Origin of the sequence: Anaerobacillus sp., from assembly GCF_046314235.1 — a bacterium.
Classification (GTDB): Bacteria; Bacillota; Bacilli; order Bacillales; family Anaerobacillaceae; genus Anaerobacillus.
Genome location: NZ_JBKBWN010000007.1, coordinates 160,159 through 181,625, shown reverse-complemented (window position 1 = coordinate 181,625; position 21,467 = coordinate 160,159). Strand labels below are relative to the sequence as shown.

General features: G+C 36.9%; 23 protein-coding genes and 1 pseudogene. 11 read left to right on the top strand and 13 right to left on the bottom strand.

Features of this window, described 5'->3' with window-relative positions:
* The first annotated feature begins 16 nt into the window (after positions 1-16).
* The 3 genes from ACK4M9_RS12075 to ACK4M9_RS12065 all read left to right on the top strand — a co-directional run bounded on the left by ACK4M9_RS12075 (position 17) and on the right by ACK4M9_RS12065 (position 2,529).
* Positions 17-601 carry a recombinase family protein gene (locus tag ACK4M9_RS12075; RefSeq protein ID WP_409850729.1) on the top strand — a complete coding sequence of 195 codons (585 nt, stop codon included), beginning with the start codon at positions 17-19 and terminating at the stop codon, positions 599-601.
* 204 nt (positions 602-805) lie between these two features.
* Positions 806-967: a hypothetical protein gene (locus tag ACK4M9_RS12070; RefSeq protein WP_409850727.1), complete on the top strand. Its 162-nt coding sequence runs from the start codon at positions 806-808 to the stop codon at positions 965-967.
* The gene (locus tag ACK4M9_RS12065) at positions 964-2,529 is read left to right on the top strand and encodes a recombinase family protein (RefSeq protein ID WP_409850725.1); all 1,566 of its coding nucleotides are present in this window, start codon (positions 964-966) and stop codon (positions 2,527-2,529) included. The genes ACK4M9_RS12070 and ACK4M9_RS12065 overlap by 4 nt, the downstream gene beginning before the upstream one ends.
* Here ACK4M9_RS12065 and rlmD read toward each other — a convergent pair.
* Positions 2,447-3,826 (bottom strand): 23S rRNA (uracil(1939)-C(5))-methyltransferase RlmD, encoded by a 1,380-nt coding sequence (gene rlmD / locus ACK4M9_RS12060; RefSeq protein WP_409850723.1) that lies wholly within the window; start codon positions 3,824-3,826, stop codon positions 2,447-2,449. The genes ACK4M9_RS12065 and rlmD overlap by 83 nt on opposite strands.
* 4 nt (positions 3,827-3,830) lie before the next feature.
* Positions 3,831-4,703 (bottom strand): DNA-3-methyladenine glycosylase family protein, encoded by an 873-nt coding sequence (locus ACK4M9_RS12055; protein ID WP_409850721.1) that lies wholly within the window; start codon positions 4,701-4,703, stop codon positions 3,831-3,833.
* A 166-nt stretch (positions 4,704-4,869) separates the two neighbouring features.
* Between ACK4M9_RS12055 and ACK4M9_RS12050 the strand changes: the two genes are divergently transcribed.
* Positions 4,870-5,235 (top strand): GAF domain-containing protein, encoded by a 366-nt coding sequence (locus ACK4M9_RS12050; protein WP_409850719.1) that lies wholly within the window; start codon positions 4,870-4,872, stop codon positions 5,233-5,235.
* A 200-nt stretch (positions 5,236-5,435) separates the two neighbouring features.
* On the opposite strand, the gene ACK4M9_RS12045 is transcribed toward ACK4M9_RS12050, so the two are convergent.
* Positions 5,436-6,596 (bottom strand): anti sigma factor C-terminal domain-containing protein, encoded by a 1,161-nt coding sequence (locus ACK4M9_RS12045; protein WP_409850717.1) that lies wholly within the window; start codon positions 6,594-6,596, stop codon positions 5,436-5,438.
* Positions 6,586-7,083 (bottom strand): RNA polymerase sigma factor, encoded by a 498-nt coding sequence (locus tag ACK4M9_RS12040; RefSeq protein ID WP_409850715.1) that lies wholly within the window; start codon positions 7,081-7,083, stop codon positions 6,586-6,588. The genes ACK4M9_RS12045 and ACK4M9_RS12040 overlap by 11 nt, the downstream gene beginning before the upstream one ends.
* Positions 7,084-7,712: 629 nt before the next feature.
* Between ACK4M9_RS12040 and ACK4M9_RS12035 the strand changes: the two genes are divergently transcribed.
* On the top strand, positions 7,713-8,054 hold the full coding sequence (locus ACK4M9_RS12035; protein ID WP_409850713.1) for an avidin-fold protein: 342 nt from the start codon (positions 7,713-7,715) through the stop codon (positions 8,052-8,054).
* Between the two features lie 384 nt (positions 8,055-8,438).
* Here ACK4M9_RS12035 and pdaA read toward each other — a convergent pair whose 3' ends face one another.
* From pdaA to ACK4M9_RS12015, 4 genes are all read right to left on the bottom strand, one after another.
* Positions 8,439-9,230, bottom strand: coding sequence for a delta-lactam-biosynthetic de-N-acetylase (pdaA, locus tag ACK4M9_RS12030; protein WP_409850711.1), 792 nt, complete (start codon positions 9,228-9,230; stop codon positions 8,439-8,441).
* Positions 9,231-9,425: 195 nt separating this feature from the next.
* The gene (locus ACK4M9_RS12025; protein ID WP_409850709.1) at positions 9,426-10,961 is read right to left on the bottom strand and encodes a fumarate hydratase; all 1,536 of its coding nucleotides are present in this window, start codon (positions 10,959-10,961) and stop codon (positions 9,426-9,428) included.
* Between the two features lie 192 nt (positions 10,962-11,153).
* Positions 11,154-11,792 (bottom strand): histidine phosphatase family protein, encoded by a 639-nt coding sequence (locus tag ACK4M9_RS12020; RefSeq protein ID WP_409850707.1) that lies wholly within the window; start codon positions 11,790-11,792, stop codon positions 11,154-11,156.
* 25 nt (positions 11,793-11,817) lie between these two features.
* A complete protein-coding gene (locus tag ACK4M9_RS12015) occupies positions 11,818-12,009 on the bottom strand; it encodes an SE1561 family protein (protein WP_409850705.1) in 192 nt (63 codons plus the stop codon).
* 236 nt (positions 12,010-12,245) lie between these two features.
* Between ACK4M9_RS12015 and yfkAB the strand changes: the two are divergent.
* Positions 12,246-12,938 (top strand): annotated as a pseudogene (yfkAB, locus tag ACK4M9_RS12010) (radical SAM/CxCxxxxC motif protein YfkAB); the annotation flags it as partial.
* A gap of 52 nt (positions 12,939-12,990) precedes the next feature.
* Here yfkAB and ACK4M9_RS12005 read toward each other — a convergent pair.
* The 5 genes from ACK4M9_RS12005 to ACK4M9_RS11985 all read right to left on the bottom strand — a co-directional run bounded on the left by ACK4M9_RS12005 (position 12,991) and on the right by ACK4M9_RS11985 (position 16,079).
* Entirely contained in the window at positions 12,991-13,152 is a 162-nt protein-coding gene (locus ACK4M9_RS12005; RefSeq protein WP_409850703.1) for a hypothetical protein, read from the bottom strand.
* 128 nt (positions 13,153-13,280) lie between these two features.
* Complete coding sequence (locus ACK4M9_RS12000) at positions 13,281-13,430, bottom strand: hypothetical protein (RefSeq protein WP_409850701.1); 150 nt, start codon at positions 13,428-13,430, stop codon at positions 13,281-13,283.
* Between the two features lies 1 nt (position 13,431).
* Positions 13,432-14,187: a hypothetical protein gene (locus tag ACK4M9_RS11995; RefSeq protein WP_409850700.1), complete on the bottom strand. Its 756-nt coding sequence runs from the start codon at positions 14,185-14,187 to the stop codon at positions 13,432-13,434.
* 178 nt (positions 14,188-14,365) lie between these two features.
* A complete protein-coding gene (locus ACK4M9_RS11990) occupies positions 14,366-14,980 on the bottom strand; it encodes a hypothetical protein (RefSeq protein WP_409850698.1) in 615 nt (204 codons plus the stop codon).
* Between the two features lie 31 nt (positions 14,981-15,011).
* Positions 15,012-16,079: a hypothetical protein gene (locus ACK4M9_RS11985; RefSeq protein ID WP_409850696.1), complete on the bottom strand. Its 1,068-nt coding sequence runs from the start codon at positions 16,077-16,079 to the stop codon at positions 15,012-15,014.
* Positions 16,080-16,471: 392 nt separating this feature from the next.
* Between ACK4M9_RS11985 and ACK4M9_RS11980 the strand changes: the two genes are divergently transcribed.
* The 5 genes from ACK4M9_RS11980 to ACK4M9_RS11960 all read left to right on the top strand — a co-directional run bounded on the left by ACK4M9_RS11980 (position 16,472) and on the right by ACK4M9_RS11960 (position 21,436).
* Positions 16,472-16,627, top strand: coding sequence for a hypothetical protein (locus ACK4M9_RS11980; RefSeq protein ID WP_409850694.1), 156 nt, complete (start codon positions 16,472-16,474; stop codon positions 16,625-16,627).
* The gene (locus tag ACK4M9_RS11975; protein ID WP_409850692.1) at positions 16,620-16,859 is read left to right on the top strand and encodes a hypothetical protein; all 240 of its coding nucleotides are present in this window, start codon (positions 16,620-16,622) and stop codon (positions 16,857-16,859) included. Before ACK4M9_RS11980 ends, ACK4M9_RS11975 begins: the two co-directional genes overlap by 8 nt.
* Positions 16,860-16,909: 50 nt before the next feature.
* Entirely contained in the window at positions 16,910-17,785 is an 876-nt protein-coding gene (locus ACK4M9_RS11970) for a hypothetical protein (RefSeq protein WP_409850690.1), read from the top strand.
* Positions 17,786-19,914: 2,129 nt separating this feature from the next.
* Positions 19,915-21,315 carry a DNA cytosine methyltransferase gene (locus ACK4M9_RS11965; protein ID WP_409850876.1) on the top strand — a complete coding sequence of 467 codons (1,401 nt, stop codon included), beginning with the start codon at positions 19,915-19,917 and terminating at the stop codon, positions 21,313-21,315.
* Complete coding sequence (locus tag ACK4M9_RS11960; RefSeq protein ID WP_409850688.1) at positions 21,257-21,436, top strand: hypothetical protein; 180 nt, start codon at positions 21,257-21,259, stop codon at positions 21,434-21,436. Before ACK4M9_RS11965 ends, ACK4M9_RS11960 begins: the two co-directional genes overlap by 59 nt.
* Positions 21,437-21,467: the final 31 nt, after the last annotated feature.

Sequence of the window (21,467 nt, the reverse complement as noted above, 5' to 3'; positions counted from 1 at the left end):
CCCAGGAGGAATAATCATGCAAATCGAACGTATCTTAAATAACCAATCCCCCGCTTCACTCGATAGTATTTTATCAACTCTCTTAATTTCTGAGGCTTATACTAAAGACAAAGCGAATTCCACTGTCGCTTCCTCTCAAGGGAGATATTGTAATATGAGATGTGCAATTTATACTCGTGTATCAACAAAGAAAGAAGAAAAACAGAATTCTTTAGTTACACAAAAAGAAGCTATTATGAATTTAATAACAGCAAAGGAGTGGGAGCTTTATGATATCTATATGGACGTTGATCCATGCACAAAAACAAAAAAACGACATGAACTAAAACGGCTGATAAATGATGCAAAAGAAAAGAAGTTTGACATCATTCTGTCAGCAGATGTTACTCGATTAGCAAGAGACAAAGAGCTTTCTTCCCAAATAAAAAGTCTTGCTGACGACCAAGGAATTCATATTCTCACCTTAGACGGTGTAATAGATACACTATCAGGAAACACAAAAATGTTCGGACTATATGCCTGGTTGTATGAAAATGAATCTCGGGGAAGAAGCGAACGTATCAAAAGTGGTTTAAAAGCAAGAGCACAAAGAAAAGTCTAAGGGGTCAACCTACAGATGTATTTCTTTGGAGATAGACAATTAAAATTATACAAGATACAACTGATGTTACTCGTCGTATATCCTTCCCATATGGAAGTAGATTCATTTTCTCCCCCTCCTTATTATACCTTTACCACATTTAGCAAATTCCATCAATTGGTCTTAACAAAAACCCCCATATTAAATACCCCAAGGAGGCACCTCATGAAAATTGAACGTATCTTTAACAGCGAACCCTCAATTACCCTTGAAAACATTTTAAAATCCATTATTAATGAAAAGATTGACTCTTTAATTGCTGAGTCTTATGCTAATGACAAGGTGAATTCCACTGTCTCTTCTTCTAAAGGAGGGAACGTGGCATGAAAGCAGGTATTTATGTACGTGTGTCAACAGATAAAGAAGAACAAAAACAATCATTACAGAACCAAAGAGAGCTTTTCACTGAAATATTAGAAAGAGAAGGGTGGGAACTTTATGACATCTATGTTGATGTCCAATCGGGTACGAAATCCAAAAAAAGAACCAACTTTTTAAGGTTAGTAGACGATGCACAATCAGGTAAAATTGATATCATTCTTGCAAAGGAATTAGGAAGGCTCGCAAGAAATGGAGGGTTATCTTATAAAATTAAAGAGTTATATGATGAATATGGTGTACACATTAAAACTTTAGACGGTGCAATTGACTCGTTAAATGGTAACACCGACAAATTTGGATTGTTTGCTTGGTTCTACGAGCATGAATCACAATCAACGAGTAGGCGTGTGAAAGACACACTAAGACTAAGGTCTGCAAACGGAATATTCATGGGTTCAATTCCACCTTACGGTTACAAGCTAAACTCCGAACGGAAACTAATTAAACGTGATGATTTTACAGTTGACGTCGTAGGGCGGATCTTTCATGATTATTTGAACGGAAAAGGCTTTGATCGAATTGCCAAAGAATTAACTAATGATTTAATTCCAACGCCTGCACAAGTGGCAAAAAAGAAAAACTCAGGAGAATTTTGGGGCGGATCTTCTGTAAGGAAAATCTTAGAAAATCCTCATTACACAGGAGACCTGGTACAACAACGGGAGACTACAATTTCAGTTACAAGTGATAAACGCAAAAAAAATTCTTCTGACAACTATCTAATTGTAAAAGATACTCATGAAGCGATAATTTCTACCGAAGACTTTCTACTTGTTCAAAGACATATGGAGTCTCGTAAACGAAAACGCCCTCGATTTACAAAGCATCTATTTACTGATATTGCTATATGTGCCGATTGCGGAAAAACCATGCACTATAAAAAAAATCGTAAAGGTTATGTATGTGGAAATTATAATAAGTATGGTCAAATCGCTTGTTCTGACCATATTATACGTGAAAAAGTCATTATTGATGTAATTAGCCAAGACTTGAAAACACTTTACTCTGAATTCGATGGAGATACTTTCAAGTCGAAAATCGTAGGGAAAATAAAGAAATTGCTTCAAAAAGATAAAGGAGAACTTTCAAAAATTGATTTTGAACTTAGCAAATTGAAAGAAGAGAAAATTCAAGCGCTTCGGATGAAAGTTGCTAAAGAAATTTCTAATGAAGAATACTCCCTTTTAATGTCTGATAATAGTGAGAGACAAAAAGTTCTGATATTAAAAAAGAGAGATTTAGTTGATGTATTAGAAAACCAAAATAAAGTAATGAACTTTACTGAACTATGTCAAGCACTTGAAGAGTTTATGCAGAAACCTCAACTAACAAAAGAAATTCTCAATAAGTTAATTGAAAAAATAGAAGTCACAGAAGAAGGCGGTTTGAGAATCTTTTATAGATTCTCAAACTCATACATATCTTCTATTTTTTTTCGAGCAACACACAGCACTCAACGTGACTCGTATGCGGAAACATATCAACTGGCTGAAGGTTTTGTAATTTGAAGCCGGCTTTCATTAACACATCTACGTCTTTTGCGAGTGTTGATGGGTTACAGGAAACGTAAATGATGCGTTTTGGTTTGACTTTGATGATGGTATCGAGTAGTTTTCGGTCACAGCCTGTTCTTGGTGGGTCAACGACGAATACGTCTGGTTTCCAGCCTTGTTTTAGCCATTTAGGTAGGATTTCTTCTGCTTTTCCTTCTTCAAACTGAGCATGGCTGAAGCCGTGCTTTTCGGCGTTGCGACGGGCGTCTTCGATTGATTCTGGGATGACGTCCATTCCGCGTAGTTCTTGTACGTAAGGTGCAAGCCAAAGTCCAATTGATCCAACTCCGCAATATGCGTCTACTAATTTCTCGGTACCTGTTAGTTGGGCTGCTTTTTTTACTTCGTCGTATAGTTTTACGGTTTGAATTGGGTTGAGCTGAAAAAAGGCTCGTGCTGACAATTCAAATTGTAAGTCTCCTAATGCTTCTTGAATTACTTCTTCCCCGTGTAAATGAATCGTCTCATCACCGAAAATAAGTGATGTTCTACGGCCATTGATGTTTTGTAGCACGGATTTCACTTCTGGAAGACGTTTTTTGATTTCTTCAATGATTTGTTCTTTATGTGGTAATTCTTTAGTCGCGGTAATGAGAACGAGCTGCACGTCGCCTGTGCTAAAGCCAACTCTTGTCACGATTGTGCGTACGACACCTTTGCGCTTTTTTTCATGATAAATAGGGATTTTTAGTTCTTGTAAAATCGCCTTCATTGTCTGCGTCACTTTGTTTGTTGCTGGATGCTGAACGGCGCATTCTGAGATATCGATCAATTGATGAGAGTTCATTCCATATAATCCGGCAATAACTTCATGCTGATCATGTCCGACTTGTAGCTGACTTTTATTCCGGTAGCTCCAAGGATTATCCATGCCGATTGTTTCTTGAAGCGGCAGTTTGTCGCCAGCAAGATTGGTATGGCGCTCAAAGGCTTGTCTAACAATATCTTGTTTTTCGCGTAGTTGTGCTTGGTAATCTAAATGCTGCAGCTGACAGCCACCGCATTTATCATAGACCGGACAAGGTGGCTCGATGCGATCTTTTGATTTTAGACGAATTCTTTTTATTTTTGCTTCTGAGAATTTCTCTTTCGTATCTGTAACGGTCACGAATACTTCTTCCCCTGGAAGTGCTCCCGGGACGAATACAACCTGCCTTTTATAATAACCGACACCTTCACCGTTAATGCCTAGGCGTTTAATGGTGATTAAAAATTCTTGTCCTACTTTAATTTGTACTTTTTCATTCTTCATCTTTTCAACTCCGTGCTTTTTGATTATCTAAACTCTCCCATAAATAGAGGGAGGCATAGCTTTTATATGGTGACCAACCTTCACTATAGCATAACATTTTTTCAATAGTTGGTTTTTCATCGAGATTGTAGAGGTTTTTCAATGCATTTTGAATACCGATGTCTTTCACTGGAAACAAGTTCTGTCGCCCAAGACCAAATAGGAGGATATTTTCTGCTGTCCAGTAGCCAATCCCCCTTACTTTTACAAGTTCTTCAATGCATTCTTCATCTGACATTATCGCCAATTCATTCAAATCTAATTTACCTTCAGCAATTAGTCTTGATGTATCAATGACATACTCTGCTTTTCGCTGACTAAATTGTAACTTTCGTAAGTCTTCATAGTCTAACTTGCTCACGGTTTCGGCTGTGGGGTAAACCCATACTCCATCCTTTTCCGTTCCGAATTGTTTAACGAACCGTTCTGTCAGTGTATAAGCAAAACGAATATTTAACTGCTGATGAATGATTGTTTTCATCATGCAAGAGTAGAGATCAAAGTCACAGATGAGTGGCATTCCCGAGTATTGTTTGAATAATGGAGCCAAATCTGTTTGTAAAAAATGAGTGTTAACATCATGCAAAGGAACTTCAAGTTGAAAAATTTCTTTGATACGGCGAACCCCTTCTTCTATGTAATCAGGTGGTAGGTCGATATGACAAACAGGCGCTTCAATATCACCTGTAAATGATACTGTTGCGATCACAAGGTTACCGTACATTTCTAATGGAACTTTAATTAAATTCGCTTCCTTATCAATCACATGAATTGGGTCATAACTTAAACGCTCCAAAACACGGTGATAATGATAAGGGCCGTTCAATTGAATATCCATATTCATCACTCCTCACCTATATAATATACCTAAACTTGGATTAATCTCCTAACTTCTTCATTTTTAGAGATTATCGTGAAAAAAAACTTCCTAAACTTACTACGTCACTTCTGTTTATATTTTTGTTAAAATGATTAAGTAAACATGGTTAAGGGAGAGATAGAGATTGTCAATTTCAACTGACGTAGCATCCATACAAATAATGGCGGAAGTATTTAAAAAGAAAAGTACTCAATCAGTTTTTGAGAAAACTGTTAAAAGTCTAGTAGAAGAAGTATCTTACATAGATTGGGTGGGAGTATACCTCGTTTCAGAGGATGGAAGCCTACAACTAGAAGTTGCTTCTGACGAAGAAAATGATTTAGGCTGGGAATGCAACGGTGAACTAAAATTCCCTATATCTAATTCAACAAAACAACAAATTGGGATTATCGTTGTTCGTAGTAAACAAGCAATCTGTTTTGATGTTACTGACGTGGCTACATTAGAAACAATTGCACAAGCGATCGGTCAGATTTGTTATTCTAATTAAATTAAGTAGGCTGTCCCATAAGTATTAGTGCACCTCGAAGTCATCCGATAAATAGAAGTTTTGAGCAAAATCTATTTATCGTAGGCTAGGTGTTAGATGCTTTGCTATTGGGACAGCCTCTCTTTGTTTTTTATCGCAAACATCTTCTTGTCTAGATAATCTTCTTTTACTCTAAATTTTTTGTCCTCCGGAGCTCTTCTTCATTGTCCACTACTGTCCTCTGTAGTAAAAGGCAAAATCATCTTTATATCATCTACATAAATATCAGAAATATTTACCTTCTTTGTAAGATCAATGATCGACACTGGATCGCCCTGAACAACGATTCCATAAGAATAAATTCCATGTTGATCAATATAATCTTTCACTGATTGATAGTATTCACTAAAATGTTTTCGCTCGATCATATTTAAAAAGCTAAGATGATCTAATTGGAATTGAATTAAATCTCTAAAATGGTTTTCGTAAACGCTGTCGTCAACAGTACTTGAGGCTGACTTGAATTCACTAATCTCATAATGAGGATATTTCTCGTTTATTTTATCAAATATAGGACCTCCCCCTGAAGGTTCAAAACCTATGAGGGGCAATCTTTGAATATCCATCTCCGCGTTTCTTATCGCTACCCATGAAATATAGAGGCCAGAATCATTTGTTTCATTTATGAGTTGGGCAATCTCTTCCATCGATATGTCTCTGTCAAAAGAAATATAGGCTTTAAGGTAACTGTAAGGCGGTAAGCTTTTTAATTTTTCCAATGTATCTTCACCAACTGGTACATTTCCAAAAGGGTATGTCGCACGCGAAAAAAGATTTACAATCGGATATTGCCAAAAAGCTTCATCTAGTGTAAGACTAGAGCGTTTAATGTCTCCTGAAATAGTATTCTTTTCACCCTTAAACGTATCATATTGGTACAACGAGAAAGTGTAGCTTCCTATTCCAGTAGCACTAAAATTAACTCCACTTGTGATGATCGTTGGAAAATGAAGTTCTGTATAAGTTGCTAATTTGGCCCCTAAATCAACAGTATAGTCTGAATACGTATGTTGATTTGGATTATAGTAGAAACTATTCAATACAGGCGTGAGAATAAACCGAAATGCTACCAACAGGATAAACACGACTGCAACTGACGAGAAAATCATCGTTGCCTTCTTTTTACGAACTTCATTTTTTATTTGCTTCATCTCATCGTAGGTTTCTTCTTCAAACTTGAAATCTAAACTTTCATTTTCATCGACTACTTCAAGGTATTCTTTTATTAGTTTACTTTTCTCTATTTCAGCTTCAATTAATCTTTTTTCTTCTTCTGTTGCAGTACCATTTTGATATTTTTCCAACAGATCTTTAAAATTCATATTGATTCTCCTCCAGTACTCTTTTTAACTTTGTACGGGCCCGATATATTAAAATCTTCGTATTTGCCTTTGAGAGTTTTAACATTCCCTCTATCTCTACTAAAGGAATTTCGGCATAATAATGTAAAATTAATATTTCCTGATAGTTTTCCTGAAGTTGCATAATACATTTGTAAAGTCGTCGGTTTTTTTCTTTTTGAATGATTTGTTCAAGTACACTAGTATGGTCGATATGATCATTGTCATTTATCGTTTGGTTGACCATTTTTTTATTCTTTTTTAAGTGGTCTAACCAACAATTCTTGCATACAACGAGTAACCAATATTTAAAATGCTTTTTTTCCTCATTTAAGGTTAGCAGTGCTTTTTCGAAAGCTTCACTAACGATATCCTCTGTTAACTCCTTTTTCTTACATAAAGAGAAGGTATAAACATAGGCAGTTTTATAGTATTTTTTATATAAATCTTCTAAAATACCTATCTTCATTTATTCCCTCCTCTCACTTTAGAAACGAACGAAACTTGAAAAGGTTACACTGATTTTTCCATTTATTATTAAAAAAATCCTACAAAGCCTATATCTTAATTAAACAACTATAGTTTAGCATAATATTCCAAACTGCCTTTAAAATAAAAGAGTCAGTCCCAAGACAAAGTGTCAGACCCGCATGAAAGTAAAAATTCACCGCAACGAACCTATAGTAGGACAGTGATTCCGTTATTTAATGTAACTTTGCTATTTTGAGAGAGTTTGAGGACACTATTCAGGGTAGACACCGCTACGCACCGAATAAAGATATATGATAAATCTTAACGGTTCAGTTTTGAGAGAGAAAATAACAAATAACATTAGAATTAGCCTACAAATCGGCAATAATTTTGTAGGCTTGTTTTTAATTTTCAAGGGTTGGTTAGAATTCAGCCAAAATTAGCAGTTGTTACCTCTTGGCAAGAGTATACTTATGTTCCCCTTCTATTTCATATTCTAAAAGTTGTGCTAATTACTTTGTTAAGAGTACAATAATTTTTATAGGAATTATGGGATTAAATGTTAAAATAAGAGCAAGAAATTTTTTTCTTCAACGAAGAGCAGAAGAATATATAAGGGGGAGAACTATGGTTAATTATAATGGGAAAAGATTTGTTTCAATTGCTAACACTGATAACGGAGAGGTTTCTTCAAAAACTTATTTTGATTATAAACAAGAAGGCAATATCATTTCTGCTACGTATAGTGGTGGTGAAATTGTAAAAGGGACACTAATTGGGTTAGTGGACGATAATGGTTGTTTGGCTTTTAGATATAATCATGTAAATACGAAAAATGAGATAAGGGGAGGACAATGTTATTCAACCCCTGAATCTCTTCCAGACGGTAGAATCAGGCTACATGAGAGTTGGCAATGGCTTGATAGTGACCAAACCGAAGGGAAGTCAACGATTGAGGAAGTAATATAATAAAATATTATTTTGAACAGTAAATAACAATAAAAAAATAATCGGAAATTCAAAATTTTAAAAGATAGTTCTCGCTCTACTAACAGACTAACAAATTTATCCCTGACGATTTTTGACTAATAACAGTAATCGTTTTTTCTCACTTTAAGTAACGGTGAGCTTTCGTTCAACAAAGGAAAAAAATATGAGTAAAACGCACAGATACTGCATCTGTGCGCTTTTTTGTATGCTAATATTAGTTTTAATCCGTTTGGGACTTGAATGTTAATGCAATGCAATTTAGCCCGTGAATTGACGTTCCCCTCCCAAAACCAACACGTTAGATAAATCTGTACGTCCTTATTTAGTACGATGTGGTCAGACACTTTTGGAACTGCCTTTATATTATTGAAGATCATTTAGGTGTCTATCCAGCATATAATCATCTAAGCTTTTGAACTCATAGCCCTGCTTGCGAAGATCATCAATGACTTTGTCTAGTGCTTCGGCGTTATCACTTGAAACGGAATGAATGAGCATGATCGCGCCAGGATGGACTCGTTTCATAATTTGGTCATAGGCGTATTTCCAGCCTTTTTGATTTTCTACTTCCCAATCTTTGTAGGCTAACGACCAAAATACGTTAACATATCCTTGCTGCTGTGATAGTGCTAAAGAGCGCTCGCTGAACACGCCACGTGGTGGTCGTAAATATACCATATCATTTCGCCCTGTTAGCTCCTCATATTTCACCTTTACTTTTTCAAGCTCTCTTTTTAACCTCGCATCATCAATCTCAACTAAGCTTGGGTGATGCCACGAGTGGTTGCCGACGATATGCCCCTCTTCTGCCATACGCTTGATTAAATCAGGTTGATCTAATAAATAATGGCCAGTGACGAAAAATGCTGCAGGAACTTTTTTCTCTTTTAAGACATCAAGTATTTTTGGTGTGTAGCCATTTTCATAGCCATTATCAAATGTTAAATATAGTTCTTTTTTGTTTGTGTCGCCAATCCAAAAGCCACCGTACTTCTGCAACAACTCTTCGTAAATCGGTTCAGTTGTTGCTGGTTGATTTTTTGGCTTAGGATTAAAGCTCCAATTATAGCCTTTATTGCTGTAAGCCTCGGCGTTCAGTTGCGGTGTCATAAAAAAAACGAACATAAATAGTAGCAAGTAAATGACTTTTCTCATCTAATCAACCTCTCCACAGTATTTTGTGTTAGTTTTTTTCATTGCAGCAAAAAATATCCGCCTTCTTTCTTTGTTTTTAGAAACAACGACTTTCACCTAATGTTAGTTCGTGAAGATTTCCGATACGCAGTTAGCCATTTGCGTAATTCGGCAAAAAAAAACCATTTGTGGTGACTGGCACCACAAATGGACATTTTAAAATACTCTATCGGCCAACTCAGACAACTTTTCAAACGATGATTTATCAACATCAGCGTGTAAGCTGTTTCCGTGTGAATCCATCGTTACGATCGCTGCAAATCCTTCAACTTTGAGGTGCCACATCGCTTCTGGGATCCCAAATTCTAAGAGATCTACACCTTCAACTTTTTTAATACAGTCAGCGTAGTATTGAGCCGCCCCACCGATTGCATTTAAGTAGACACCGCCGTGCTCTTGGAGTGCTTTTAACGTTTTTGGTCCCATACCGCCTTTACCAATGACTGCGCGAATACCGAACTTCTTCATGACATCTCCTTGGTATGGCTCCTCACGAATACTTGTCGTTGGTCCTGCTGCTTTGACGTGCCACTCACCCGCTTCATCCTTTAACATGACGGGACCACAGTGATAAATGACCTGACCGTTTAAGTCAATTGGTGCATCATGATCCATTAAGTGATGATGGATGGCGTCGCGTCCTGTGTGGAGATCGCCATTGAGTATAACGACATCACCGACTTTTAAATCGCGGATTTGCGCTTCTGTTATTGGCGCTTCTAGAACCACTTCACGACTCGTTGACTTCACTTCTGTCGCTTCTGCTGCTTCATCTTGAGTAAACTTAATTTCTTCACCGTCTTTATAAAGCCATTCTTTAATTTCCCCAGTATCGCTAGTTAACGTCACACCTAAGCGACGGAATGCCCAGCAATTATAGGCTACTGAAACGAAGAAGCTTGCTGGTAGGCGATTAATTGCCCCAATCTTACAGCCGAGCAATGTCGCTTCACCACCGAAGCCCATCGTGCCAATTCCAAGATTGTTGGCGTGTTCCATTACGTAATCTTCAAGCTTCTGTAACTCTTCAATAGGATTGACATCTTCTGCCGATCGGAATAGCTGTTCTTTTGCTAACGAGTAGCTCGTGATCCGATCGCCACCAATACCTACACCAATAAATCCGGCGCTACAGCCTTGTCCTTGCGCTTGGTAGACAGAATGGAGGATGCATTTTCGAATGCCATCTAAGTCTCGCCCGGCTCTACCTAGGCCTTCAATTTCAGCCGGAAGACTGTATTGAATGTTTTTATTCTCACAGCCGCCACCTTTTAAAATTAGGCGGGCATCTATTTCATCTTTTTCCCATTGTTCGAAGTGGATGATTGGTGTTCCATCCCCTAAGTTATTGCCGCTATTTTCTCCAGTAAGTGAATCTACAGAATTCGGACGCAGCTTACCATTTTTCGTCGCCTCGGCAATCGCTTCTTTGATTGCTTTTTTCATTTCAATTTGGTTGGCTCCAACTGGAACTTTTAGTTCAAATGTCGGCATCCCCGTATCCTGACAAATGGGCGATACGTTCGTATCTGCCATACTAATATTTTTTGTAATCGTTCCAAGAGATAGCGCAGCGGTTGTTCCGGCATTTTCTCTCTGTTTAGCTTGAAGGATAGCACGACGTACATCGTTTGGAAGATTTGTAGACGTTTCAACAATTAGCTTATACATGCTTTCTTTAAACTTTTCCAACTCCAATTTCCCCTTCCTTACCTAAAATATTGTTTTTATCCTTTTCATTATACAAGACATAGTAGTGATTTATCCAAAAATTAAGAAATATCTATGGAAGCGTTACCAACTTTTTTTAAAGTTTCGAGCTAAGTCTTGTTGATCCTAAAGAAACTTGTACCAACTAACTTAAAACTCTCAACTTAAAAACTATTAATATAATATATTTTCATTTTGCATATTACCCATTAATAGATGGGCATCATGATTTACATAATGAAACACTGGTTTTCCAGCTTCCGTAAACTCGACTTTTGTTACGCCAGTATTGCCAATAACAAAAGGACGATGAACTTCATTCCATTTTTCTGCAAACATTAAGTACATCAGGAAGATGCTAATGAAGCCGCCATGAGAAACGAGGGCTACATGATGACGCTTATGCCCGGCAAGCAGTTGCTCTAGTACATACTGACAACGAACGGTAATTTCTTCTACCGTTTCAGTTCCAGCTAAGCCGGTTGTCAAGATTGAAGAGGTTTCAGTAATCTCAGGAAACTGTAATAGGATTTCTTGACGTGTTTTCCCCTCGAGAGGTCCTAAGCCTATTTCGCGAAGTTTATCCCAGCCAACAACATCTACGGGCTGATGAGCACTGATCGCCGTAGCTGTTTCAAATGCTCTTCCTAAGTCGCTAGAGTATAGGTAGTCAATCGATTTTGCAGCAAAAAATTCCCCTAACAGCTTAGCTTGCTTCTTGCCAGCAGCCGATAAAGGAAATTCCTTGCGCCCTTGAATGATCCCACTTTCATTTGCGACAGACTGTCCATGACGAATTAAATATAAAATCAATCGTACCTCTCCCTTAAACTTGCTTCTAGTCTTCTTTTAAGTCGTTTCTAAATTTCTTACATTTATTTTCAATATCATCTAACATTTCAATAATACGATCGATGTCTTCAACCCCAGCTGCTTCCGGCTCAATGGAATCCAGCATTGTCATCAGAAGCTCCATTTTCGAATGTAAAAAATTAAGTTGTTCTTTTTGATCAGAAATTGATTTACCCAAGTTGTAACTACCCCTTTCACTTCTTTACTTTCTTAGTATATTACTGTTTTGCTTTGAAGACAAAGTTTTTACTTTTATTATTCAAACTAACGCTGAACTTATACGAAAAGCTTCTGTAAAGGGCCAATCTATAAAACATTTATCATTTTTGGCCAGAAGACCCCCACTTCAAATAAAGTGGGTAGTTCACTTTTGCCAGTTGTAATCTGTACACGCTTAAGTTTACCTATGGTAAAATGTTAAACAGATTAGCATTAGAGAGGAAGTTTTGTTTGAGAAACTTGAAAGCTATTACCCCTTCCTATGATCCGTGGGAAGCTTATCTGGATATCGAAGAATTTGGCGAAATGCGCCTAACAAATGTTGAATTTACAACAACGACGTTATGTAACATGCGCTGTGAGCATTGTGCCGTTGGTTATACACTTCAATCAAAAGATCCGAAACCACTACCTTTGGATTTATTACTGATGAGATTAGAGGAAATTCCTCATTTACGCTCACTTAGTATCACCGGCGGAGAACCGATGTTATCAATGAAATCAGTAGATGAGTATGTCGTTCCCCTCTTGAAGTATGCCCATAATCGGGGCGTTCGAACGCAAATTAACTCTAATTTAACAATGGAATTAAGCCGCTACGAGAAAATTGTTCCGTACTTAGACGTGCTCCACATCTCACATAATTACGGTAGTGTCGACGACTTTGTCGAGATTGGTTTTGCAATGATGGAGAAAAAGCCTTCATATGAGCAACGAGCAGCTTATTTTACGAGGATGATTGAAAATGCTAAAGCACTAACCTCCCAAGGGGTCATCGTCTCGGCAGAAACAATGATAAATAAACGTACACTTCCGCATTTAGAAGCGATCCATGATCAAATTGTCGAAATGGGCTGTCAGCGTCACGAAGTTCATCCAATGTATCCATATTCATAAATTTCATGACTATTTTAACACAAATGAAAAAGCCTCCAAACCTTTATAGGCTCAGGGCTTTTCTAATTAGTTTATCTACATCAGGCTTACCTTTTCTACTTATTATTATCCCTTTATCAGTTACATAAATATCATCAGTATGAGGCTGAGGCTCTCCTAATTTTTCTGATATGATACAATAAGGCTCTACTGCTGTTTTGTCCATCTGTATCCTCTCCCTAATGAATGTTAGGTCTGTTTGTCTTGTACTCATTACTCTCATTAGAGGGAGTTATAAAACTGTGACATCAGAGCATAAAAAAAGAGCAGGACTGTTAAGCCCTACTCTGTAACTTATTTCATTCCTTTTTCTTTCAATGCTTTAGAAATCCTAGTTAGAGCTTTAGCCCTGATACTCTCTCTCTTAGCTATAGCTGACTTAGACTCTTTACCAAATCTGTTTGATTTAAACTCTGACTTAGCATCTGCTCTCTTATCTGCCATCTTAACTAACCTCCTTAACCTTAGTAATGTGATATTTAACAGTAGTGGGAGCTACCTGATGTTTTTCTGCAATCTCCCTATAAGTAGCACCAGTACTTTTCATCTCTACCCACTTGACAACAATCTCAGGAGTATACTTTCTAGGTCTACCTGCTACCTTAGTCTGTCTCACCTTATTAGTGTGATAATGCACAGTAGATGCTGTTACATTGTATTTACTAGCAATATCAGCAAATGATAAGCCCTGACTCCTAAGCTCTTTCCAGTCCTCTAAGACCTGAGTAGCAGGAGCTACAGTATCAGTCTTTTGATTACCTAACTCCTTAACAATGTAGTTATTAACTGTAGTTTTACTTACTCCTAGTTTATAAGATATATCAAGCCTAGTTACTCCTTTTAGGTAAAGCTCTATAATAGTTTTAACCATGTCCTCAGTAACTTTATTTTGTCTCCTCTTAGGCTGTACTTTACCTGAGTAATACTTATCTACATTACCCTGTTTAATATCCTCCTTTAGCTGTAGATACCTCTCAGCTACCTCATAGTTAGTAATATCAGTCCTCAGGTTATACTTAAATGATTTATATACAATATCCATAACTCTGCCCTCTGCATCTAACACTGGATGAGGATAAACCTCTATAATGTTATGTCTTAGGTCTACCTTCCACTTTGTAGGCTGTTCTACTGCCTCCATGATGCTCCATAGCTTATTATCATTCATATCCTCATTTAATTTAAACTTATGTTCATTCATCTCTAAACTCCTCCTATGTTAGCTGAAATTAAAAAAGGAGAGCCTAAGCCCTCCATTACTTTCTACCTGTTTTAAATGCCTTTACCATAACCATAGAAATTAATACACCTGCTACATACTCCATTTAATAGACCTCCTCAATACTTAGTCTGAGTTGCCTCTCTCTTTTATCAGCCCTCTATAGCTTACCTGCTTGTTTTAGCTCTTGAATATAAGCCTTAACTTTAAGCCCATACCTAATTAGCTCAGTCTCAATATCCCTAGCTCCTAGATGAATGCCCTTATAAGTCAAATTAGCCTCAGCTAGTGTAATAACTCCTGTATCTAGTAAGACCTGCCTTACAAATCTAAAGCTACTGTTAAGGTCTCTAGTAAAGCCCTGTAGAGCCTCCTTATCCTGCTCTAGAGTTGCAATACTTGTATGAGCTACAAAGTAATTATCTACTGTACTAAATAAGAATTTAGCTCCCTTATGCACCTTAAAGAAAACCTCTGCCTTAGCCTCAATCTCAGCATGATAAGCATTAGCTTTAGCTCCTGATACTGTCTCAGTAAGCTCTAGCTCCTCCTGTAAGATATTTACCTGCTGTCTGAGCAGTTTAGCCTCTGATATGTCTACAGCCAAAGTAAGAGCCTCCTGAGCTGTCTCAATCTGCCCCTGTAGTTCTGCTACTGTCTGCTTATTCTCAGACTGTTCTACCTCAATCTTTTCTAGCAGGGCATATAGAGCCTCCTGAGCTGTCTGTACATCTGATACCTTAGCTGTCATCTCTTTAATCATTTCTGTTTTCATCTGTAATCAATCTCCTTTTAGTTGTTGTATTTCAGTCCTCATTAACATTTAAAAACTGCTTGTATCTGTCATTGAATTCCCTGTCATATCTTGCATCCAGCTTAGCAATCAAAATTCTAAAAGGCATCTCCTTAACCTCAGGATAATCCTTTAGATGAGCCTCATAATCAGGCTTAACATCATCCTCATAGTTAGGTAGTTTTAAAGCAGTATTCTTAGCTACTTTGTCCTTTACTTTGTTTAGCTGTCTGTAGACCTCTTTACCCTCAACCTCACCAAAAAGCTCTATAAGGTCTGCCTCTTTAATCTCTTTAGACTTAGGTTGTCTGCCATCCATTTTCTCAAATTCTATAGCAGGAGTATCCTTAGCTGAGATGTCTCCTGATGCTAACTTTAATAGTCTTAATGTCTCAGCATTATTAATAAACTGCTCTGACAATCTACCATTAATTAAGCCCATGAATAAAAGCCCTAATGTCTGAGCCTCTAACCTAGCTAAGTTACTGCTCATATCAATGTTAAGGCTGTTAGCTGTTCTACCTAATGTTTTCTCTGTACCCTGATAGAGATAAGGACTCTCAGCTACAATAGTCTTAACCATCTGAGCCTTATCCCCATCTGTAATAATCTGAGTAAGGTTATCAGACATAAAACCTCTCATAGTCTTGTTTCTAAAATCAGCATACTGCTTAAAGTCCCTTTTAGTAATTCCAAAGTATTCTAAAATAGTAGCAATATCAGCAGTCTTTGTCTTAGGGCTTTTCAACCTTGCCAGTAAGTTCTGATATGTCTGCTCTAATACATCCTCATCTACCTCAGTCTTTACATCTACTAGCTCAGGAGCTGTATTACTGTACTTATCATAGGCTGATGTATAAAGGTCTAAATACTCCTTTTTATGAGACCTTAGCTGTCTAGAGCTGATGCTAACTGATGGATGCTTAGCAAATTCCTCCTGATTACAGTCTAGTACAGCCTGAGCATGTCCTAGAGCTTGAATTAGCTCATTTCTATTAGCTACATTATATTTGTCAATAATCTCAGATAACAGCTCCTGCTTTCTTTCTACTGGAGCATCTTTAAACTCATATTTCAACAATGTTATTACCTCCTTTTTTAATTGAGTAAGTTCCTAAAAAGCCTCCTTACCCTCTCACTACTTATGTCTGACTGAGGTACATAGTTTTAAAGCATCAGGAGGAATAAAAGTAGGAAATATATAGATTAACTTTCCCTGTACCAGTTTCTGAGACATATCTTTAATTACTAATAAAAAGATAGAGATATATAAGCTGTAAAGATAGGTACAAGTTTTTGGTACATAAGCATATTAATCATAATTTGTCAAATGTCTCTAATACCAGTAGTAGATACTACACTACCTAAATAAATTGTAGTTTTTTTCTGTAGTCACTTTAATAGCTCACTCTCAGCAGGATATAAGTATGTAGGAAGATATAGCCTACAATTAAACTATTAGGAGGATAAACAATGAACAGAACAGCAGTAAGCATATATCAGGACTATTTTGATAAAGAAATAGAGGCTAAGTTAGATAAGTACAAGGAATGGAAAAAAGCTAGACCTGCTAAGCATCAGCTAACTAAGGCTCTCAGGAAAGCTAAGGAGGCTGAGTCTAATGAGTAATGACTTTTACAATGTAAAGCTAACAGATAAGGATGTTTACAGGATGCTCTACCTTAACAAAGTTGAGGGAAAGTTACCTTATCAGCTAGAGGAGCAGTTTCCAGTAAGCAGGACTACTATTAAAAATATTGTCAATGGAAAGAGCAGAAAAGATTGTTATCATGCTTTCATGACTCTGAAAACAAGACAGCCAAACAAATTAAAAGAGGTGTTTAAGGAGCTATCAGCATAAGCAGAGGCTCTTTTTTATTCCAGAAAACTAACTATAAGGAGAGGAACAACATGAGCAGGATAATGAATGATGTAGAACAAAGAATAATAGCTAAAGAGGTATTTACTGTAGTAGATGCTAATGGTGAGGTAAGGCAGGATGTAAAAGTAGTTACTCCTCTGATGCAGGAGCAGTCTAAAAAGAGGAAAGAGTTACAGACCTACAGGAACAAAGCAGATAATCCTTTTACTATTGTAAATATGGAGGCATCTAAGGAGCTTACTGGACTAGAGGAGCTTAACACTAAGGAGCTAGGATACTTTCTAATCTTACAAAGCTATATTAGCTATGACAATATGTTAAGACAGCCTAAGTCTACTCTGCCAATGATTAAGAAAGAGATAGGACAGGCTTTAAGGATGAAAGACAGGAGAGCATACTCTAAAGTAATTAACAAGTTTATAGAGTTAGGGCTGATGTATCAGGAGTCTGTTACTCTTTATGATAAGGAGTATCAGGCTTTTTATATTGCTAAAAAATACTGCTTTAGAGGCTCTAACAGGTCTGATAAAGTTGTTAAGATGTTCATAGGCTCAGTACAGGAGCTGTACAATCAGGAGGAGATTAAACCTGCTGACATTGGCTTTCTATTTATGCTGTTACCTTACATGCACTATCAGTCTAATCACCTTGTAAGATACCCTTTTGAGAGGGACTATGCTAAGGCTGAAGCTTTATCACAAAAGGACTTAATAGAGATTACTGGACTAGATGAGAAGAATGTTAAAAATCATATTAAAATAAAATTGTCAAGTATACATGTTTTTGGTACTTTTAGAGCAGGTAAAAACTCTATTTATAAGGTTAATCCTAGCCTATTCTTTAGAGGAGTTATGCCTGATGAGGAGCTAAAAGCTGACTTTACTTTAACAGGGGAGAGCATTTAAACTCTCTCTTTTTTTGTATCTGTAGCTGTGTATATCTTGGACTTTATTGGGGGGTAAAAATGCACCTTTTAGGGCTAATAGGGGGGTAAAAATGCACATCACTAAAACAGCTATATCCCTTGTGTCTCTAAGGCTCAACCCTGTTTTACAAAAGTAGGTTCTCTCTTATCTTACATAAAGAAACCTGACAGACTCTAAGCAGTATTTTAGCTGTATTTGACAAATAACTTTAAATATGCTGTAGGAGATGAGCTATAGTATGTACCTCTTATGTGAGGGCATATTCATTACTGTTCATTAGTAACAGTATCTCCTATATAGTTAGTTGTATGAGCAGTTCTCTCATACTCTATTTAAGCCTAATTATTGCAGTTAATTCTGTAGTTGTTAGGCTCTCTTTTTTTGTTCTTTTTAGGTACTGTACATACTTTCACCACTTTGTCAAATACAGTTAGTAAAGGCAAAGGCTAAAGCCTTATGTCTGCCCTAAAGGGCATCCATACTACAATAATAACCTGAGCTGTTGTATCTCTCTTTTTGTATTACACATCTATTTAATCTTTGTATTGAGGACTGAGCTTGCTCAGGACTCTAGAACTAGCTCTGCTAGGACTAATGTTACTGCTATAACAGTTAAGGATTATAGTTAAGGTATGGGAAATAAACAGGACTATAAGAGGAAATAGAGGACAGTTAAGAGGCTGTCAGAGGATGTAAATAGAGCCTGTAGGAATAGACAGGAAAGGTACAGTTAGTGAGCAGTTAGAGTACAGTGAGAGGCTCTAAAGCCTTATACAGTAAGGGCTACAGGTAGAGGCAGGAGATTATAGGGAAAGTATAGTGAGAGGTAATAGATGCAACAAACACAACCAGTAGCTCCCTCCCTCCTGTCAAGTATTTTAACTTTACATTCTATCAGGCATTACATCAGCTCCACTCCTGCCAGTCCTCTCAGTAAATAAATCAGCAGGACTTAGGAGCAGTGCTATCTACTGGACATAGGGAGGGCTGTTTAGTATAGGGGTACATTTACAATAGGGAGGGCTAAACAGTCTTATAGGGAGGGCTTACTATTATAGGGGGAGTATCTAACTGTTAAGGGCTACAGGTAGAGGCTCATACTTTTGATACTTACTTATGAGACAGCTTTAAGCCTTAAAGCTATGTTTAAAACTATTGGCAGATTATTAGTCTCAATAACTACTCTTTTTGAGAGACCTACAGCATCAGTAAAAGTAGGGGTACATTTACAGTTAGCAAGGTACATAATAACTACTCTTTGTCAATAGCTCTCAGACTACTTATATTAACTCAGATTGAACAGTAAGTATTTTCAGGACTATTGTACATATCAGGACAAAGACTCTTATAAAAGGGTATGAGAGGCTCTGAGGGGTATATAGGGGGAAAGGGGGTAGGGATTATTGGTAGGGTTATGCAGTAAATATATAATTCCTAAAAATGCAGTAGCAGGAGGCAATAACTAAAACTATTCTACTGCTCCTCTACTGTTAAGGGGGTATCCAGTAAACAGCACTATATAAAATGGCTCATGCTTTATATAAATCACTATTTCCTATATACAGAAAAGGAGGGGGCAAAGCCTTTAAGCTCCACCTCCTGTAATACTACCTATTTAATTATTTATACATCCTGTCCATTATAACCCTCTCCTGCTCATTCTGTGGCATCTCCATAGCTGTATTATATGCTAGTATTGTCTCTTGCCCTGCTTGCCTGCTAAACCCTCTTAGGATAGCTTTTATAGTAATAGTAGGGATACCCTTACCTACCTGCTGTCTCATGTCTTTTAGCTCTACTCCTTTGATATGATGCAGATAAAGCACCTTTCCTATATTGTAACCAATCCTCCTCTAGAGTAGTAAAATTTAAGCTGTTAATAGCCCTAATCTTAGGAGCTGAGGAATATCTTTTTAAAGTGGTTCTGCTAATATTTTATGATATTACTACATTATCCTACTAAAATATCATTGGTAAAAATATGTTATAATTTGTTGACTTATAGGTGTACAAGCCTTTATAATAACCCTAACTAAAGTTCAAATAATTTTTAACTTATAGGAGGGTTACTTGTGTATACTATCAGCAAGGATAAAGTTAGATTACATATGAAAAAACATGGTATATCTACTCAAAAAGAATTAGCTGAACAACTAGGCTTTAGTAAAAATCAGCTTTCTATGTTACTCTCTCCTAGCTTTAACCCTATTAAATCTAATGCTATGAAACTATGTGAAAAACTTGATGTAAAGCTAGAGGAAATTACTGAACAGTTGGAGTTGGATTTAGATTTTGGAGAAGATGATGATGGAAATAGTAAGTCATCTATTATCTATAAAAAAGGGAAAAAGATTACTGATCAGACAGCAAATGATAACAATGATTTTGTTGAGGTAAGGGGTATAACACCTAATAAAAAATATAGTGTTCTAGAGTTATTTGCAGGTGCAGGAGGTTTAGGATTAGGTCTAGAGAATGCAGGTTTTGATGCTATTGGGCATATTGAAATTGACAAACATGCCTGTCAAACCCTTAGAAAAAACAGACCTAATTGGCATGTAATTGAGGAAGATATTGAGAAGGTTACTGAAAATGGACTAGAAAATTATATGGATGTACCTGATGTTGGGGAGCTTGACCTACTATCAGGAGGCTATCCATGCCAAGCCTTTAGCTATGCAGGAAAAAAAGGTGGCTTACAGGATGCTAGAGGCACAATGTTCTTTTATTATGCCAAAATTTTGGACAAGCTAAAGCCAAAAATGTTTCTAGCTGAAAATGTAAGAGGGCTTGTTAACCATGATGGAGGTAATACATTAAAGACTATGCTAGAGGTATTCTCTAATATTGGTTATAAAGTAAAATGGAAAGTTCTTAGAGCATTAGATTATGATGTAGCTCAAAAAAGGGAAAGAATTGTAATTGTAGGGATTAGGAATGACTTAGTAAAAAAAGAGGAATTAGAATACTTTTTCCCAAAACCTTATGGCTATGAGCTAACCCTTAAAGATATACTAAAAGATGTACCTAAGTCTGATGGAGTAAAGTATCCTGATACTAAAAAGAAAGTTTTAGACCTTGTACCTCCAGGAGGCTATTGGAGAGACCTTCCTGATGAAATAGCTAAGGATTATATGGGTAAAAGTTATTACTCAGGTGGAGGCAGAACAGGAATGGCTAGGAGGTTATCATGGGATGAGCCCTCTTTAACATTAACCTGCTCACCTGCCCAAAAACAGACTGAAAGATGTCACCCTGATGAAACTAGACCTTTTACTGTAAGAGAATATGCTAGGATACAAAGTTTCCCTGATAATTGGGAGTTTGATTGCTCAATGAGTAATGCTTATAAACAAATTGGGAATGCTGTTCCTGTAAACATGGCTAAAGCTATTGGATTATCTATTGTTAATACATTAAATCTTATTAATGAAACAGGAGGCAAAAATCTTGAACAAATTAATCAATCAGTTGGAACAAATGAAAGAGAATATGCTACAAGCCAGTGAACAATGGGAGGCTCTTTCTGATGATGAGCAGAACCAATTAGCAGAGAAATATCCTTTTGATAAAAGTTTTGATGAGGTTGTTGCAGATTTAGATGAGTGGATTAAACATCTAAAGAAATAACATAAAAAAAGGGATACTCTATGTAGTATCC